Source organism: Streptomyces sp. NPDC002463, from assembly GCF_042889835.1.
Lineage (GTDB): Bacteria > Actinomycetota > Actinomycetes > Streptomycetales > Streptomycetaceae > Streptomyces > Streptomyces nymphaeiformis.
Genome location: NZ_JBIARL010000025.1, coordinates 84,919 through 100,218 on the forward strand (window position 1 = coordinate 84,919; position 15,300 = coordinate 100,218).

Below are 15,300 nucleotides of genomic sequence, written 5' to 3' on the forward strand. Positions count from 1 at the left end.
CCCTGTCCCCCACCCCCCGACGGAAGGCATCCGCCATGTCCCTCGTCTCCTCCCGCACGAGACTCGCCACCCTCTCCGCGCTGACCGCGCTCGGTGCCTTCGTCTCCATCGGCACGGCGACCGCGGCCGCTCCTCAGCTGAACGGCGGTTGGGCGCCGTTCGACCGCTGCGCCGTCGACGCCCCCGCGATGCTCGCCACCGACGGTCTCGACAAGTCGCCGCAGTGCGTGTCTTCCTCGTCCGCGAGCGGCTCCATCAAGCTCGGCAACACGACCGTCCTCACCGGGCGGACGAACCTCCAGATCGGCGTGATCCAGAACGCCGACGGCACCAACACGGTCGTCCCCCCGCCCGCCGGCTCGCTCATCGCGGACTCCGCCACCGTCCCCGGCGGCCTGCTCGGCCTGATGTGTCCGAGCGACATCCCGTTCATCACCGACATCTGCCGCCAGCTGTCGGACGCCAACCTCAACAAGATCACCGCCACCGTGGAATCGGTCGGCACGCCCTCGGAGTTCGACCAGATCGCCGGCGTCCTCACCGACATGCCGATCGTGCGGATCCCGGTCCGCCTCCACCTCCAGAACCCGTTCCTCGGCAGCAACTGCTACATCGGCACGAAGTCGAACCCGATCGTGCTGCGCCCGAGCAACCTCACCGCCCCGGAGTTCTCCGTCGAGCGCTTCGACGGCGACGGCACCGCGAACGAGGAGGGCGACATGAGCCGCCTGAACATCCTCGGCTCCACCCAGGTCGACAAGACCTTCGCCGTCCCGGGAGCCAGCGGCTGCGGCCTCGGCCTCGGCCTGGTCAACGGCGCGGTCAACCTCAAGACCGGACTGCCCTCCGCCGCCGGCAGGAACAGCATCACCCTCGACAACACCCAGACCTACCTGACCGGCCTCTTCGCCCCCGGGGTCGTCGCCCCCGACGCCGGCACGATCTTCTCGCGGAACTGGCACTCGGCCGTCAAGTAACGGCCACCCAGGGGCGATTCCCGGCCTACTCCGGTGCGCTGCGGGCTCCCGGGCCACCAACTCTTGCGCAAGTTGTGTACAGCACACAGCAGTTGATTTAGCTTCAGCAGTCCCCGTTGGTACGCACCTGACGGCCATGGCGGCGCCCACCCCACGAGGGGGGCGCCGCCCCGCCGCTCCCCACCGGTCGCGCAGGAGAGCAAGGGATCGGTCCATGCCCGCAATCGCACAGTCACCGAACGTCGGCGAGCCGCTCGATCCGCTTCCCAGGGAGTTCGCCGCCCTGATGAGACCGGAGATCCCGGGCCTCATCAAGGAGATCGGCGTGGAGGTCCAGCGGGCGTACCCCGTGTACGCCCACCTCTTCAAGGGGCCCCACTCGGACGCGATCCGCCAGGGTGTCGAGCAGGCCCTGGCGGCCTTCGTCGAGCGGGTCGCGGACCCCGGGCGGAACTCGGCCCTGCGGGACGAACTGCTGCGGAAGTTCGGCCGGGTGGAGGCCTACGAGGGCCGGGACCTCGACACCCTGCAGGGCGCCTACCGCCTCGGCGCGCGCATCGCGTTACGCAGGGCCAAGAGCATCGGGCGCACGTACAACCTCTCCCCCACGCTGATCCTGGCCTTCGCGGACGCCCTCTTCGCCTACGTCGACGAGCTGGAGGCCCTCTCCCGCGAGGGGTACCTCATGGTCCAGGCCCGGGCCGTGTCCGATGTCGCGGCGCTGCGAAGACAGCTGCTCCACCTCGTCGTCGCGGGCCCGCCGCTGCCCCGGGCGACCATCGCCGAGCTGTGCCAGGAGGCCTCCTGGGAGCTCCCCTCCGAGTGCACGATGGTGGCGTTACGGCCCCCGGTCGCGGAGCTCGTCCAGGCGGGCCTCGACCGGGACGTCCTGGCCGACCTCACCCTCCCCGAGCCGCACCTGCTCATCCCCGGCCCGCTCACCGCGCAGCGCCTCGCGATGCTCGACTCCGCCCTGGCCGGCACCGCCGCCGTCGTCGGCCTGACCGTGCCGCCGGTGCAGGCGGCGCACTCCATCCGCTGGGCCCGGCGCGTCCTGGCCCTCATCGACGACGGCGTCGTCGCGGACGCCCCCCTCGTGCACTGCGAGGAGCATCTGACAACGTTGTGGCTGCTGTCCGACCCGGCGCTCACGGCCCATCTCGCCGCGCGCGAACTGGCCCCGCTCGACGGACTGTCCGGCACCCGGCGCGAGCGGCTGATCGAGACCCTGCGCGTCCACGTCTCCACGCGGGCCCCCGCCGAACAGGTCGGCGAGCTGCTCGGCGTACACGCCCAGACGGTGCGCTACCGGCTGCGGAACCTGGACAACCACTTCGGCGACCGGCTCCTCGATCCCGATCACCGGTTCGCCCTCGAAGCGGCCCTGCGCTCGCTCTACCTGCACGGCAGGAAGCAGCCGGACTGATCCGCGTACGCCTCCCCGTGGCAAAGGGTGGGTGTCAGTCGCGACGCCAGTCGGGGTGGACGCGGATCTCGATGTCGTCGGAGGACGGATCGGGTGCCGGGTCCGCGGTCACGCGCACGCTCAGCGGACGGCCGCTGTCGGCGTCGACGAAGGCCAGCGGGGGGTGGCCGTCCTGGAGGTACGTGTCACCCCAACGGATCAGCGAGAGGAAGACCGGCAGCAGGTCCTCACCGGCCCGGGTCAGCCGGTACTCGTCGCGCGCCCGCTGCCCCGGCTCCTGGTAGGGCGTGCGCGCCACGACCCCGGCCGCCTCCAGCTGCTTGAGCGCGCGGGAGACCGAGGGCGCGGAGGTGCCGATCCTGGTCACGAAGTCCTCGAAGCGGGTCGTGCCGTAGAAGCACTCCCGTACGACCATGAAGACCGTCCGGGTGCTCAGCAGGTCGAGCACCCGGCCGGCCGAGCACCCGTCGCCGATCGCCCACGCGTCCCGGTCGCTCAATCGCTTCTCGAACCTCATCGCCACCCATGCATTGTAACTAATGCTTGCGTTACCCAGCCATGGCGTGCTTGCATCTGACTAACGAGGTCGTTATTCAGATGGGAAGTGTGCCGTGGTGACGGTGGCGGGCAAGGTGGTCGTGGTGACCGGCGGGCGGCGTGGGCTCGGCGCCGCGCTGGTGGACGAGGTGCTGGCGCGCGGGGCGGCCAAGGTGTACTCCACCGCGCGCTCGGCGTACGTGGACGAGCGCCCCCGGGTGGTGCCCGTCGCGCTCGAGGTCCGCTCGGCCGAGTCGGTGGCGGCCCTCGCGGAGCTCGCAGCCGACGCCGAGATCGTGTTCAACAACGCGGGGGTCCTGCACCCCGCGCCCCTGCTCACGGGCGACTTCGCGCAGGTGACCGAGACGTTCGACGTCAACGTCTTCGGGCCGCTGCGGGTGGCCCGGGCGTTCGCGCCGGTCCTCGCGGCGAACGGCGGCGGGGCGCTGGTCAACATGCACTCCGTACTGTCCTGGCTGGCGGGCAGCGGAGCGTACGGCGCCTCCAAGGCTGCGGCGTGGTCCCTGACGAACTCGCTCCGGCTCGAACTCGCCCCGCAGCACACGCACGTCGTCGGCGTGCACGCCGGATTCATCGACACGGACATGGTCTCCGCCATCGAGCGGAGCAAGGCCAAGCCGGCCGACGTGGCCGCGCGGATCGTCGACGGCCTGGAGGCCGGGGACACGGAGGTGCTCGCCGACGAGGTCAGCGTCGCCGTCAAGTCCGCGCTCTCCGGGCCCGTGGACCACCTGGTCATCCCGGCCGCCGGCTGACCCCCTCACGAAGGAGCGAAGAACCGCCATGCCCCTGTGGACCGTTCACCACACCCCCGGGATCTTCACCGTCGAGGAGAAGCACCGGCTCGCGTCGACGATCGCGGACCACTACGAGAAGGCGGGCCTGCCCCGCTTCTACGTGGTCACGCTGTTCCACGAGACGCGGCCCGAGGACTTCTACGTCGGCGGGGAACCCGCCCCCGTCGGGGTCCGCGTCACCATCGACCACATCGCCCGGCACAATCCCGACCAGGACAGCAGGCGCAGGACCGCCCGCTGGATCAGGGAGATGCTCCACCCCCACCTGGAACGGCACGCCGGTCTCCACTGGGAGTTCCACGTCGACGAGACCAGCGAGGAACTCTGGATGATCAACGGTCTCGTGCCTCCGCCGGGCGGCTCGGACACCGAACGGCAGTGGGCACGGCAGAACGCGGCAACGCCCTACTGACCGCACCGGATCACCGGAAGGGACGGCCCCGCCCATGTCCGCCACGTTCGTCACCACCAGCGCCATGGTCACGCTCTTCGGCCTCCTCGCGCTGCGCCCGCCCCGGCCGCGGCACTCGAGCCCGTGGAATCTGAGCTTCGCGCTGGGCCACCTGATCAACGAGCAGCCGTTCCTGGCCTTCTACTGGCTGGCCGCCGGGACCCTGCCGACCCTCGTCGGCACCACGGCGTGGACGCCCGGCTGGTGGATCGCGACGGGGGTCGTCGCCGTCCCCGCCGCCGTACTGACCGCCCTCGCGGTGAGGGCCCGCACGGCACGCCCCGTACTGGACGCGGCGCTGCGGGACGCCATCGGGCCCGGGCAGCCTCGGCACCGGCGCTTCCGCCCGCCGCTCGTACGGATCCTGCTCCTGCCGTTCCTCTCCTTCCGCCCCGACGTGCGCCGCGTCCGCAACATCCGCTACGGCGACGCCGGGCGCGGCCAGCTCCTGGACGTCTACGTCGGGCGGTCCGCGCCGGAGGGCGCCCCCGTGCTGATCTACCTGCACGGAGGCGCCTTCCGGACGGGCGGCAAGATGCTCGGAGCCCGTGCCCTGCTCCACCGGATGGCCGCCGAGGGCTGGGTGTGCGTCAGCGCCGACTATCGCTTGCGCCGCCACGCCCGGTACGCCGATCAGCTCCTCGACGTCAAGCGGGTCATCCACTGGGTCCGCACGCACGGTGCCGCGTACGGGGCGGACGCCTCCACCCTGCTCCTGGCCGGCAGTTCCTCGGGCGCCCACCTCGCGGCGACGGCGGCGCTGACGGCCAACGACCCGCACCTCCAGCCGGGCCTCCCGGACGCGGACACCTCCGTGGACGCGGTCGTCGCCTTCTACGGCTACTACGGCACCGCCGACGACGACGGCCGTGTCACCGCCTCACCGCTCGCCCATCTCCACGCCGACGCCCCGCCGTTCCTCATCGTCCACGGGGCACTGGACACCCTCGTCCTCGCCGAGGACGCCCGGCACTTCGCGAACGAGCTCGGACGGCACTCCGCCCAGCCCGTGGCCTACGCCGAACTCCCGGGAACGCAGCACAACTTCGACATGTTCCAGTCCCTGCGCACCCACTACGTCGTCGAGGCCGTCGAGCGCTTCGCGAACTGGACCCTGAGCAACAAACAGGAACCGGCCCGGGAGTGAGGCGCGTGCCGCGTCGGCGAGAGGCCCGCGCGGCACGGCCGAAGGTCCTCACCCCACGGGTACGGTGATCTCCCGCTTGAGGATCTTTCCGCTGGGCCCGAGCGGCAGCGCGTCCACGAGCCACACCCTGCGCGGGTACTTGTAGGCCGCCACGCGGTCCTTGACGTACTCCCGCAGCTCGTCGGGGAGCGCCTGGACGCCGGGGCGCAGCACGATCGCGGCCGCGACCTCCTCGCCGAGCTCCGCGTGCGGGACGCCGATCACGGCGGCGAGGGCGACGGCCGGGTGCTCGTGGAGGACCTCCTCGATCTCGCGCGGGTAGACGTTGTAGCCGCCGCGGATGATCATGTCCTTCTTGCGGTCGACGATGTAGAGGTAGCCGTCCTCGTCCGAGCGGGCGAGGTCGCCGGTGCGCAGCCAGCCGTCCGGGAGGGCCGCCTCGGTCTCCTCCGGACGGTTCCAGTACCCCTTCATCACGTTCGGCCCCCGGACGGCGAGTTCACCGATCTCGCCGGGGGCCACGTCCTGGCCCTTCTCGTCGAGGAGCCGTACCTCGACGTCCCGGATGGGGGTGCCGATGGAGCCGGCCTTGCGGGGCCGGTCGGGGTGGTTGAAGGTGACGACGGGGCTGGTCTCGGACATGCCGAAGCCTTCGAGGACCGGACAGCCGAAGCGCCGCTCGAAGCCGTGCAGGATCTCGACCGGCAGCGACGCGCCGCCGGAGATGCACATCCGCAGCGTCGAGACGTCCGCGTCCGAGGGGTGCTGGAGCAGCGCCGCGTACATCGTCGGCACGCCCTCGAAGACGGTGGCGCGCTCGCGGGCGATGGCCGCCAGGACGGCCGCGGGGTCGAAGCGCGGGATCAGGACGAGCGAGGCGCCGCTGCGCACGGCCGCGCTCATCGTGCAGATCTGCCCGAAGATGTGGAACAGCGGCAGGCAGCCCACCACCACGTCCTCCGGCGTCATCTGCTGGATGTGGACTGTGTTGACCTCGGTGTTGTGCCGCAGCCCGGCGTGGGAGAGGACGGCGCCCTTGGGACGGCCGGTGGTGCCGGAGGTGTAGAGCAGGACGGCCATGTCCTCGTCGCCCGTGTCGGCGACCTCGGCGAGCGGCTCGTGCAGGTCCAGCGTCGCGGCGAACGCGGCGGGTTCGACGGCGGTGTGCGCCACTCCGGCGGCGGCCGCTCCCTGGGCGCCCTCGCCCGGCGCCTGGTGCCACTCGAAGAGCCGCACCGCGCCGGAGTCCGCGAGGTGGAACTCCGTCTCCCGGGTCTTCAACAGCGGGTTCATCGGAACGACGACCGCCCCGGCGCGCAGGATGCCGTAGTACAGCACGACGAACTCGGGGACGTTCGGCAGCATCAGGGCGACCCGGTCCCCGGGCCGTACGCCCTCGGACCGGAGCAGGGCGGCGGCGCGGGCACTGCGCTCGTCCAGCTCCCCGTAGGTGATGACCTGCTCCCCCAGGCGCAGCGCCGGGCGCTCGGGCTGCCGCCCGGCCGTCTCCACGAGGAACCCTGCCAGATTGGCCATGACCCGCCTCCGTTACCCGCAACCACCGACTGTTTACATCGTCGACATCTTGCAGGCGCCCACGGTCGCGACCTATGGCCGACGCGACAACGCACGCCCTCCCGGATTGTTCCAGAGCACAATACAAGGGCGTTAAGCTGCGGAGATGATCCTTTCAGGTGTGGCGGCGACGCTTCTGGCAGGGCTTCCGGAGCTGGGAGAGCGCATGGCGCTCCGGATCCGCGCGGACGTCGAGGCGTACAGGGACGAATCGCTGATCCCCCTGGAATCCCTGCGCCGCTCCTGCACGGCCAACGCGGACCTCATCCTCAGCCACCTCCGCCTCGGCGGCCCTCCCGACGCGAGTTCGGCCCGCGAGACGGGCCGGCTCCGCGCCGAGCAGGGGGTTCCGCTCGCGGACACGCTCCACGCGTACCGGATCGGCTCGCAACTCCTGTGGACGGAGATCCTCGCCGAGGCCCGCACGCGCCCCGAGGTCTCCGGCGACCTGCTGCTCTCGGAGTCGACGGAGTTCTGGGAGCTGTCCGGCCTGTACGCGGAGGCGGTGGCCGTGGCCTACCGGGAGGCGGCAGCGGAGCTCACGTCACAGGGGCAGGCGCGGCGTTCGGCCCTGGTGGCGGCGGTGTTCACCGGCGTCGTCACGGACCGCACGCTCTGGGAGGCCGCCCGCGAACTGGAGCTGCCCGAGCACGGGCCCTACGCGGTCGCCGCGGCGAAGGCCGGCGCTCCCGGCGAGGAACCGCTCACCGGAGCGGAGACGGCGCTGCGGCAGGCGAACCTGCCCTCGGCGTGGAGGCTCCTGCCGGACGAGCAGCTCGCCCTGATCGCCCTGCCCACGGAGACGGCGGAGACCACGTGTCTGCGCATCCTGCGCCGGACGCGCGCCCGTGTGGGCTTCAGCCCGCGCTTCGACTCCTTGAAGGACACGCCTCAGGCACTGCGCTTCGCGCGTCTCGCGCTGGCCGGGCTCGAGGGCACGGGCCCCGGCGTGGCCCGCTTCGACGACGATCCGCTGGCCATGGTCGTCGCCGCTGCCCCGGCCGAGGCAGCACACCTGATGGAGGTGGTCCTCCGGCCGGTGCTCGACCTTCCGGCCGCGGAGCGGTCCCGGCTCCTGCGCACCCTGGAGCACTGGTTCGCCGCAGCGGGCTCGGCGAGTGGCGCCGCGGGGAGCCTGTTCGTCCACCCCAACACCGTCCGCTACCGCCTGCGCCGCGTGGAGGAGCTGACGGGCCGCTCCCTCTCGGATCCGCGAGCGGCGGCGGACTTCGGCGCGGCGCTCCTCGCGGTACGGAATCCGGGGGCGCGCTGAGCCGTTGCTCGCGCTTGGCCCTACCTGTCCGGAGTCGTTCCTCGCGGTGTCAGTCCCCGCGGAGTCATTCCTCGTCGATGATGTGCATCGCGGCTTCCTCCGCGGAGGCCGCGCCGCCGGCGAGGCCGAGGTCCCGGGCGTTCAGCTCCGACCTGATGGAGTGCGTGCCCTCGTCCTCGGACATGAGGCGGCCCGCGCGCCGACCGCCGACCTGGTCGTCCAGGAGCTCCCCGTCGGTGTCCGTCGTGTCGCCGAGGCCGTCGCCGTCGGGCAGGGGCGGCTCGGGCTCCTCCTCGGCCAGGCGCTCGTCGAGGGATTCGCCGCGCTGCCGTTCGGCCGCGGTCACCCCCGTGTGCTGGACCCCTCGGGGCCGTTCCGGTGGTGAGTACCCCTCGTCGAGCGGGTCGCCCATCGGCGGCCCTTCGAGGGTGTCCTCGTAGTCCAGGACACCGGTGTCCTCCTGGACCTCGCTGCCGTCGGGCTGGTAGACGTCATCACCCCACGCTTCCGGCTCGGTCATGTGGAACTCCGTTCCTCCAGCGGGACGACGGCTCGCGCCTGGGGTCACTCCTCTCGCTTGAAGTCGGCCTCCGCCCGCTCCTCGTCGAGGTCGGACTGGGCCTGCGCGTACAGGTCGTGCACGAACCTCCGGGCTTCGTCGGGCGAGATGCCGACGCCGAGCCGGAGCAGCCGACTTGTCCAGACTCCGAGTGGATCGTCGGGTTCGGTCATGACGCCTCCTGAGGGGAGTGCGGTCGATGCCGGCCGTTTCGGGTGTGTGGCCGATCAAGGCGGGGACCGGCGGCCCCGTACCGTCCTGGTACCGCGCACCGGCGGCACGAGGCGAGCGCAGCCCCCGCCCGGCGGCACCTCACGTCAGTCCGGGTCGCACATTCCTGGTGCGGGGCCTTCGACAGGCGTCGAATCCCTGTTCTCCATTCCATCGTCCCCGCCTCCGGGGCAAGCGCAACCCGATGTGTCCGGCGCGACAAGAGACCCCCGCCGTGACGGCCTTCTAGCCCGCCCACTCCCGCAGCAGCTCCTCCCGCTGGGCCGTACGGGGCGTGCCGCCCTCCCACGTGCGGCCCCACTCCGACATCGCGGCCAGGGTCGTGGCCATGGTCGCCGCGCCCTCCGTGAGGCGGGACAGGAGGGCGCGGGAGAGCTCTGCCTCGGCCGGGGTGTAGCCGACGGCCGCGGCCACGTAGGCCTTCAGCTCGTACTCGCCGTCGTCCGTCTCCAGGTCGATCGTCATCAACGGCGGGGCCTCGCCGAGCCGGCCGGGGCCCAGGGTCAGGGCCAGGTTCATGACCATGTCGAGGGCCACGTCCGTGACCACTCCGACCTGCCGCTTCAGGGACTTCACCGGGACGTCGTCCACCGTCAGGGCGCGTACGTCCTCCCACAGATGGAGGCCGGCCTGCCCGTCGCCGAGCGCGAGCACGCCGTCGCTGGTCAGACGCACCCCGGGCGCCGCACCGGACGGCTTCGCGCCCACGTACACATCGCCCTCGGCGATCCAGAACAGGCCCACCATGGTCACGGGTTGCTCACTTCCCCCGACGGCGGCTCGCCGCCGCCGCGTCACATACAGAAAACGATCAGGTCGCCCTCCGGAACGTGCGAAGGGTCCGGGAAGTTCCCCTCCCCGACCCTTTCTCTTCGGCTGAACCCTCGGCATGATCACCCGGGCATGCCCGAACCTGCCGTCCCCGGTCGGCGCGCCCGGGCGGACCGCGACCGCATCGCCCCAGGAGACACCGCCCGATGAACACGCCGCCTTCTCCGTCCGCCGCCGAGCCCGTGGACGGGTCACCTGTCCGCCTGGGTGCCCTCGTCCCGCTGACGCGGCCCGGTTGGGTCGAGGCGGGCCGGCATCTCCTCGCGGGACTCGACCTGGCCGTGCGTGAGGTCAACGACGCGGGCGGGATCGGCGGCAGACCGCTGGAGCTGCTGGTCCGCGACACCGCGGCCGATCCTGAGCGGGCCGCGGCTGCCGTGGAGGAACTGGCCGGCCTGGGCGTGGCCGCCGTGGTGGGCGAGTACCACAGCGTCGTCGCCCGCGCCGCCGCCGCCCGGGCCGACGCCGTCGGCGTGCCGTTCCTCTGCTCGTCCGCCGTGCTCGACGCCCTCACCGAGGAGCCGACGGAGTGGGTCGCACGGCTGGCCCCGGCCCAGTCCCGCGGCTGGCGGATCTACGCGGACCGCCTCCTCGCCGCGGGCCGGAGCCGGATCGCGGTGGCGACCCAGCCGAGCGTCTACTGGGCGACGGGCACCCGCATCCTGCGGGAGCGCCTCGCCTCCCGGGGCGGCACCGTCGTCGAACTGGACACGACCGCGCTCACTCCGGAGGCGCTGTGCGACGCGCTCGTCGACCACGGGGCCACGGCGCTCCTCCTGCTGGTCGGCAGTCCGGAACCGGCGGTTCCGATCGTCCGGGCCGTGCGGGGCGACCGGCGGCTCGCGGAGCTGCTGATCGGCGCTCCGGCCGGACAGCCGGAGTTCGCCGGATGGGCCGAGGCGCTGGGTGAGGACGGCGCCGGGATCCCGTTCCTGCGCTACCTGCCCGAGCATTTCGGCCCGCTCGGCGAGCGCGTCGGGAAGGAACTCGGCGAGCGGCTGGGCGAAGCGCCCTCCTTCGTCGCCTTCGAGGGCTGGGACACCGTCACCGTCCTCGCCGCGGCGCTCCGTGCACACGGTACGGAGCGGGCGGCCGTCGCCGGGGCGTGGCCGCGCGTCGAGGCGGAGGGCACGCGCGGGCCGATCCGGTTCTCCCGTACGCCGGGCATCGGCGTGTGGCAGTGGACGTGGGCACCCGTTCAAGTCGTCGACCGTGACCCGGCGGACCCGGACCGCCTGCGCGTCCTCCACACCGGCTGAGGAGGGCGGGCCGACGAACCGGGTTCCAGAACCTTTCAATTAAACGACCAACTGGACAATTCTCGACAAAATCAATGATGTTCGGGGCGGTTACACCCGATTCCCCTGGCTGGTCGCCATACGAACGACGACATCAGGAGGGTGAACGTGATCGCCCAGGAGCAGATCGCCACCGTCATAGATCACCCCGTGTACGACACGGAGGGCAAGAAGATCGGCGATGCCAAGCACGTGTTCGTCGACGACGTCACGGGCCGCCCCGAATGGGTCACCGTCAAGACCGGGCTGTTCGGCACCAGGGAGTCCTTCCTGCCGATCAAGGACGCCGCCATGGTCGACGACCACTTGAAGGCCCCCTACCCGAAGGACCGGGTGAAGGACGCTCCGCACGTCGACGTCGACCGCGGAGGCCATCTCGACGCGCGCGAGGAGCAGCGCCTCTACTCGTACTACGGCATCGCGTGGGACGAAGCGTGGCAGCGGGCCAACGAACCCGGCGAGCCGGCCTCAAGGGCAGGGTCTCGGGGACATCCCGTACGGACGCTTCGGCCGACGACGTCGCGATGACGCGGTCCGAGGAACAGATGCACGTGGGCACCGAGCGGTTCGAGACCGGACGCGAGGTGACCCTCCACGAGGAACGTCCCGTCGTCGAGACCCGGGCCGTCCCCCGTGGAGCGGGTCGGTCTCCGCACGGAGGAGGTCACCGAGGAGAAGACGGTCACCGGCCAGGTGGGCAAGGAACGCATCGAGGTCGAGGCCGACGACACCGTCGTCCTGCCCGAGGAACCCGGCAAGGGACGCGCCAAGTGACCCGCACCCCGTCCCCACCCGTCCGGCCCGCGCCCCGGGCCGGACACGGCGCGTGAACGTCAGGGACTCCCGGCCGCCCGGTCGGACTCGCTGCGCAGCACGCAGAACTCGTTGCCCTCGGGATCGGCGAGGACCGCCCAGCCCGTACCGTCCGGGTTCCGGTGGTCGGCGACGAAGGCGGCGCCGAGGCCGAGCAGCCGCTCCACCTCCTGGTCGCGCGAGGTCTCGGGGCGCAGACACAGATGGAGCCGGTTCTTGACCGTCTTCGGCTCGGGCACCTGGTTGAAGTACAGCACCGGACCGTCCGCGAGGAGCACTTGCGTCTCCCGCGAACCCGGTCTGTCGTCCGGATGCAGCGGACGGCCTGTCACCCCGCTCCAGAAGCGGGCCAGCTCATAGGCGTCCGCGCAGTCGACCGCCACGTTCTGCAGTACCGAAACCATTCGTCCGAGCCTTCCTGTATCTCCGCGCCGGAGAGCACCGAGTTGCGTCCGTACGTCGTTCGCAGCCAACGCTACGACGCGGCGGTTCTCGTCCGACGCTGACGGTCGCCCCCACGTGGGGCAGGACGCGGAGGGCGATCAGGCCGAGGGCGAGATGCAGCAGGGCCGCTGTGGCCACGGCCGCGTGCAGGCCGGTGAGGAAGGCGGACCTGGTGTGGCCGGCCGTCGCGTCCGCCACACCCGCCCGCTCAAGCGGGACCGCGCCGACGGCCGTGTCCGCGACGACGGCGAAGGAGATGCGTAGCCGGCACCGGCGATCGCGGTGGAGGCGACGTACCAGTCGATGCCTCCGGTGGCGGCCGTGGGCAGGAGCAGGAGCAGCCGGGGTACGACCAGGAACAGGGCGATGACGGGAAGGTCGACGAGGAACACCGATCCCCACCAGAAGCGCTCGATGAGCACACCGCCGAGGACCGGTCCGATCGCGAAACCCGCCGCGAAGATGCCGATGGCCCGTGCCCGCCGTTTCGGGTCGTCGACCAGTTCGCCGAGCACGGCCAGGGCGGACGGAAGCAGAGTGGCTCCCGCGATCCCCACGACGGCGCGTGCGGCGATGAGCGGTTCCGCCGTCGGGGCGGGCGCCTCCGGCAGCCAGGCACCTGCTGTGGGTACACCCGACAGGTACTGCCCCGGCCGACCGCATCGGGCTGCGCACCTACGGGACCACCCTGCGGGTCCCGTAGGTGCGCCGGGAGGAGCTCGCCCACCCGGCAGGGGCAGCGCCGGCTACTACGCCCGGCTCGAACAGGGCCTGGCCGAACCACCGCGGGAGCACCCGCACCCCCGCGTCCACGTCGCCTCCCTGCGGCTCACGACCGGACGCTTCCCGACCGACGCGCGCCTGGCGAACCTCATCGGTGATCTGACCATGCGAAGCGACCGGTTCACCACGCTGTGGGCGGGCGGCGAGGTCTCCGGCTGCGCGGTCGGCGACCTCCGCCTGCGGCACCCCGCACTCGGCGCCCTGAGCGTGACGTACCAGGTCTGGCTCCAGCCCGACAGCCCCGACCGCCGACGCCCTGCGCGTCCTCGCCCAGCGTGTCGCGGTCGACCGGCCCGCAGGCCGGGAGGACGTCCCCTGACCGTACGCCGACGGACGCACACGGGGAGTGCGATAAGATCACGCATGGCGTCACGGAAGTCAACGCCTGTGCGGCACAGCGGGGTTCACGCGCGTGCGCACTGCCCCGCCGGGCGCGCCCGCTCTCAGGATTCCAGAGCGCCCACTTCCGACAGCGCGCTCCCGGCCGGCAACGATCCGCACTGCCCGAACGAGCCTCGCCGTTCCCTCATCGACCGGCACACAGGCTCCTTGCTGGAGACGTTGTGAAAATCCTTCCCGAGATCTCTCGTACGCTGAGCGAGTACCTCCTCATCCCCGGCCTGACCACAGAAGACTGCACACCGGACAATGTGGATCTCGGGGCGCCGCTGGTGCGGCATCGGGTCGGCGAGGAGCCGGGAATCCGCGTCGCGACCCCGATGGTGAGCGCCATCATGCAGGCCGTGTCGTCGCCGACGCTCGCGGTGGCCCTCGCGCAGGTCGGCGGGCTGTCGTTCATCCACCAGAACCAGCGGATCGAGGAGCAGGCCGCGGACGTCCTCGCGGTGAAGCGGCACAAGGCCGGCTTCCGGACCAGCGAGGTCACCGTGGCGCCGACGACGCCGCTGGGTGAGGTCTCCCGGCTGCTTGCCGACACCGAGCAGGGCGTCGCCGTGGTCACGGAGAACGGGGAACCGGACGGAACGTTTCTCGGGATCATCAGCCTCGACGACTTCCACCTGGAGCGTCACGGGGCCTCGGAGACCGCCGGCAACCGGATGCGGGGCCGTGCCGGTCTGGTCACCGCGCCGGCCTCGGTCTCGCTTTCCGAGGCGAACGAGCTGATCTGGCAGCACCACCTGGACGTTCTTCCGGTCCTCGAGGACGACCGGGCCGTCTCGCTGGTCCTCAAGCGGGACTACCAGGCCCACAAGACGTACCACCGGGCGACGGTGGACGGGGAGAAGCGTCTGCGCGTGGGCGCCGGCATCAACTCCCGGGACTTCAAGGACCGCATTCCCGCCCTGGTGGAGGCCGGTGCGGACGTGCTGTGTCTGGACTCCTCGGACGGCTACTCCGTCTACCAGGCGAAGACCGTCGAGTTCGCGCGGGAGACGTACGGCGACGACGTCCACGTCGGCGCGGGGAACGTGGTCGACGGGCGGGCCTTCCGCTACCTGGCCGACGCGGGCGCGGCGTTCGTGAAGGTCGGGATCGGCGGCGGCGCGATCTGCACCACCCGGGCGCAGAAGGGCATCGGCCGCGGGCAGGCCTCCGCGCTGCTCGACGTGGTCGAGGCGCGTGACGCGTACGCCGAGGAGACCGGGGTGTACGTGCCGCTGTGCTGCGACGGCGGTCTCCTCAACGACTCGCACATGGCGATGGCGCTGGCCATGGGCGCGGACTTCATCATGCTCGGCCGCTACTTCGCCCGCCTCGACGAGAGCCCGTCGCGGAAGCTGCAGATCGGCGGCCAGTGGTACAAGGAGTACTGGGGCGAGGGCTCGCGGCGCGCGCAGAACGAGGCCCGCTACGGCCAGCGCGGCCAGATGGCCTTCGAGGAGGGCGTCGACGGCTACGTGCCGTACGCGGGCAGCCTGTACGACAACGTGGAGCGGACCCGCGCGAAGCTCACGTCGACGATGATCAGCTGCGGGTCGACGAACCTGCGGGACTTCCACCGCGACGCGGTGCTCGTCCCGGTGTCGGCGGAGTCCTTCAAGCAGACGGGCGCCGAGGTGCAGCTGCGCCGGCCCACCATCGACTCGGGTGAGTGATCCGACGGTCCGATCCCGGACTGCGGCCTGACGACCGCGGCCCCGTGCCCCGACCCCGGTGAGGGTCGGCCGGCCCGGGG

Annotated in this window: 17 protein-coding genes and 1 pseudogene; 11 read left to right on the forward strand and 7 right to left on the reverse strand. The window is 71.8% G+C overall.

Annotated elements, in window-relative coordinates; translation table 11 throughout:
- Positions 1–35 precede the first annotated feature (35 nt).
- Both ACFYX3_RS35745 and ACFYX3_RS35750 read left to right on the forward strand, forming a co-directional pair.
- A complete protein-coding gene (locus ACFYX3_RS35745; RefSeq protein ID WP_389022870.1) occupies positions 36–977 on the forward strand; it encodes a hypothetical protein in 942 nt (313 codons plus the stop codon).
- Between the two features lie 214 nt (positions 978–1,191).
- Positions 1,192–2,403, forward strand: a complete 1,212-nt coding sequence (locus tag ACFYX3_RS35750; protein WP_389022873.1) for a helix-turn-helix domain-containing protein — start codon at positions 1,192–1,194, stop codon at positions 2,401–2,403.
- Between the two features lie 34 nt (positions 2,404–2,437).
- On the opposite strand, the gene ACFYX3_RS35755 is transcribed toward ACFYX3_RS35750, so the two are convergent.
- A complete protein-coding gene (locus ACFYX3_RS35755; RefSeq protein WP_389022970.1) occupies positions 2,438–2,920 on the reverse strand; it encodes a winged helix-turn-helix transcriptional regulator in 483 nt (160 codons plus the stop codon).
- A 94-nt stretch (positions 2,921–3,014) separates the two neighbouring features.
- Between ACFYX3_RS35755 and ACFYX3_RS35760 the strand changes: the two genes are divergently transcribed.
- From ACFYX3_RS35760 to ACFYX3_RS35770, 3 genes are read left to right on the forward strand one after another with little or no spacing between them, the layout of a single operon-like run.
- Positions 3,015–3,716, forward strand: a complete 702-nt coding sequence (locus tag ACFYX3_RS35760; RefSeq protein ID WP_389022876.1) for an SDR family oxidoreductase — start codon at positions 3,015–3,017, stop codon at positions 3,714–3,716.
- Positions 3,717–3,744: 28 nt separating this feature from the next.
- Positions 3,745–4,170, forward strand: coding sequence for a tautomerase family protein (locus ACFYX3_RS35765; RefSeq protein WP_389022879.1), 426 nt, complete (start codon positions 3,745–3,747; stop codon positions 4,168–4,170).
- A 34-nt stretch (positions 4,171–4,204) separates the two neighbouring features.
- A complete protein-coding gene (locus tag ACFYX3_RS35770) occupies positions 4,205–5,356 on the forward strand; it encodes an alpha/beta hydrolase (protein ID WP_389022882.1) in 1,152 nt (383 codons plus the stop codon).
- A 48-nt stretch (positions 5,357–5,404) separates the two neighbouring features.
- Here the strand turns inward: ACFYX3_RS35770 and ACFYX3_RS35775 are convergent, their stop codons facing one another.
- Entirely contained in the window at positions 5,405–6,892 is a 1,488-nt protein-coding gene (locus ACFYX3_RS35775) for a long-chain fatty acid--CoA ligase (protein WP_389022885.1), read from the reverse strand.
- 145 nt (positions 6,893–7,037) lie between these two features.
- On the opposite strand from ACFYX3_RS35775, the gene ACFYX3_RS35780 reads away from it, so the two are divergent.
- Positions 7,038–8,204, forward strand: coding sequence for a PucR family transcriptional regulator (locus tag ACFYX3_RS35780; RefSeq protein ID WP_382654117.1), 1,167 nt, complete (start codon positions 7,038–7,040; stop codon positions 8,202–8,204).
- Positions 8,205–8,268: 64 nt separating this feature from the next.
- Here ACFYX3_RS35780 and ACFYX3_RS35785 read toward each other — a convergent pair whose 3' ends face one another.
- The 3 genes from ACFYX3_RS35785 to ACFYX3_RS35795 all read right to left on the reverse strand — a co-directional run bounded on the left by ACFYX3_RS35785 (position 8,269) and on the right by ACFYX3_RS35795 (position 9,747).
- Positions 8,269–8,724 (reverse strand): DUF5709 domain-containing protein, encoded by a 456-nt coding sequence (locus ACFYX3_RS35785; RefSeq protein WP_389022888.1) that lies wholly within the window; start codon positions 8,722–8,724, stop codon positions 8,269–8,271.
- 44 nt (positions 8,725–8,768) lie between these two features.
- Complete coding sequence (locus tag ACFYX3_RS35790; protein ID WP_376589319.1) at positions 8,769–8,936, reverse strand: hypothetical protein; 168 nt, start codon at positions 8,934–8,936, stop codon at positions 8,769–8,771.
- Positions 8,937–9,219: 283 nt separating this feature from the next.
- On the reverse strand, positions 9,220–9,747 hold the full coding sequence (locus tag ACFYX3_RS35795) for a hypothetical protein (RefSeq protein ID WP_382654111.1): 528 nt from the start codon (positions 9,745–9,747) through the stop codon (positions 9,220–9,222).
- Positions 9,748–9,971: 224 nt separating this feature from the next.
- On the opposite strand from ACFYX3_RS35795, the gene ACFYX3_RS35800 reads away from it, so the two are divergent.
- The 3 genes from ACFYX3_RS35800 to ACFYX3_RS35810 all read left to right on the forward strand — a co-directional run bounded on the left by ACFYX3_RS35800 (position 9,972) and on the right by ACFYX3_RS35810 (position 11,897).
- A complete protein-coding gene (locus tag ACFYX3_RS35800) occupies positions 9,972–11,084 on the forward strand; it encodes an ABC transporter substrate-binding protein (RefSeq protein ID WP_389022892.1) in 1,113 nt (370 codons plus the stop codon).
- 147 nt (positions 11,085–11,231) lie between these two features.
- Positions 11,232–11,651 (forward strand): PRC-barrel domain-containing protein, encoded by a 420-nt coding sequence (locus tag ACFYX3_RS35805; RefSeq protein WP_389022894.1) that lies wholly within the window; start codon positions 11,232–11,234, stop codon positions 11,649–11,651.
- 105 nt (positions 11,652–11,756) lie between these two features.
- Entirely contained in the window at positions 11,757–11,897 is a 141-nt protein-coding gene (locus tag ACFYX3_RS35810; protein WP_389022897.1) for a hypothetical protein, read from the forward strand.
- Between the two features lie 59 nt (positions 11,898–11,956).
- Here ACFYX3_RS35810 and ACFYX3_RS35815 read toward each other — a convergent pair whose 3' ends face one another.
- Together ACFYX3_RS35815 and ACFYX3_RS35820 are read right to left on the reverse strand one after the other, a co-directional pair.
- Positions 11,957–12,340, reverse strand: coding sequence for a VOC family protein (locus tag ACFYX3_RS35815; protein WP_389022899.1), 384 nt, complete (start codon positions 12,338–12,340; stop codon positions 11,957–11,959).
- A gap of 118 nt (positions 12,341–12,458) precedes the next feature.
- Positions 12,459–13,030, reverse strand: a pseudogene (locus ACFYX3_RS35820) (MFS transporter); the annotation flags it as partial.
- Here ACFYX3_RS35820 and ACFYX3_RS35825 point away from each other — a divergent pair.
- Both ACFYX3_RS35825 and ACFYX3_RS35830 read left to right on the forward strand, forming a co-directional pair.
- Positions 12,954–13,730 (forward strand): hypothetical protein, encoded by a 777-nt coding sequence (locus tag ACFYX3_RS35825; RefSeq protein WP_389022901.1) that lies wholly within the window; start codon positions 12,954–12,956, stop codon positions 13,728–13,730. The pseudogene ACFYX3_RS35820 and the gene ACFYX3_RS35825 sit on opposite strands and share 77 nt — an antisense overlap.
- On the forward strand, positions 13,727–15,220 hold the full coding sequence (locus ACFYX3_RS35830; protein ID WP_116164461.1) for an IMP dehydrogenase: 1,494 nt from the start codon (positions 13,727–13,729) through the stop codon (positions 15,218–15,220). Before ACFYX3_RS35825 ends, ACFYX3_RS35830 begins: the two co-directional genes overlap by 4 nt.
- The last annotated feature ends 80 nt before the right edge of the window (positions 15,221–15,300 follow it).

Coding starts and splice junctions, on each gene's coding strand:
- ACFYX3_RS35745 (WP_389022870.1), top strand. CDS start 36: ATGTCCCTCGTCTCCTCCCGCACGAGACTCGCCACCCTCTCCGCGCTG.
- ACFYX3_RS35750 (WP_389022873.1), top strand. CDS start 1,192: ATGCCCGCAATCGCACAGTCACCGAACGTCGGCGAGCCGCTCGATCCG.
- ACFYX3_RS35755 (WP_389022970.1), bottom strand. CDS start 2,920: ATGAGGTTCGAGAAGCGATTGAGCGACCGGGACGCGTGGGCGATCGGC.
- ACFYX3_RS35765 (WP_389022879.1), top strand. CDS start 3,745: ATGCCCCTGTGGACCGTTCACCACACCCCCGGGATCTTCACCGTCGAG.
- ACFYX3_RS35770 (WP_389022882.1), top strand. CDS start 4,205: ATGTCCGCCACGTTCGTCACCACCAGCGCCATGGTCACGCTCTTCGGC.
- ACFYX3_RS35775 (WP_389022885.1), bottom strand. CDS start 6,892: ATGGCCAATCTGGCAGGGTTCCTCGTGGAGACGGCCGGGCGGCAGCCC.
- ACFYX3_RS35780 (WP_382654117.1), top strand. CDS start 7,038: ATGATCCTTTCAGGTGTGGCGGCGACGCTTCTGGCAGGGCTTCCGGAG.
- ACFYX3_RS35785 (WP_389022888.1), bottom strand. CDS start 8,724: ATGACCGAGCCGGAAGCGTGGGGTGATGACGTCTACCAGCCCGACGGC.
- ACFYX3_RS35790 (WP_376589319.1), bottom strand. CDS start 8,936: ATGACCGAACCCGACGATCCACTCGGAGTCTGGACAAGTCGGCTGCTC.
- ACFYX3_RS35800 (WP_389022892.1), top strand. CDS start 9,972: ATGAACACGCCGCCTTCTCCGTCCGCCGCCGAGCCCGTGGACGGGTCA.
- ACFYX3_RS35815 (WP_389022899.1), bottom strand. CDS start 12,340: ATGGTTTCGGTACTGCAGAACGTGGCGGTCGACTGCGCGGACGCCTAT.
- ACFYX3_RS35825 (WP_389022901.1), top strand. CDS start 12,954: ATGAGCGGTTCCGCCGTCGGGGCGGGCGCCTCCGGCAGCCAGGCACCT.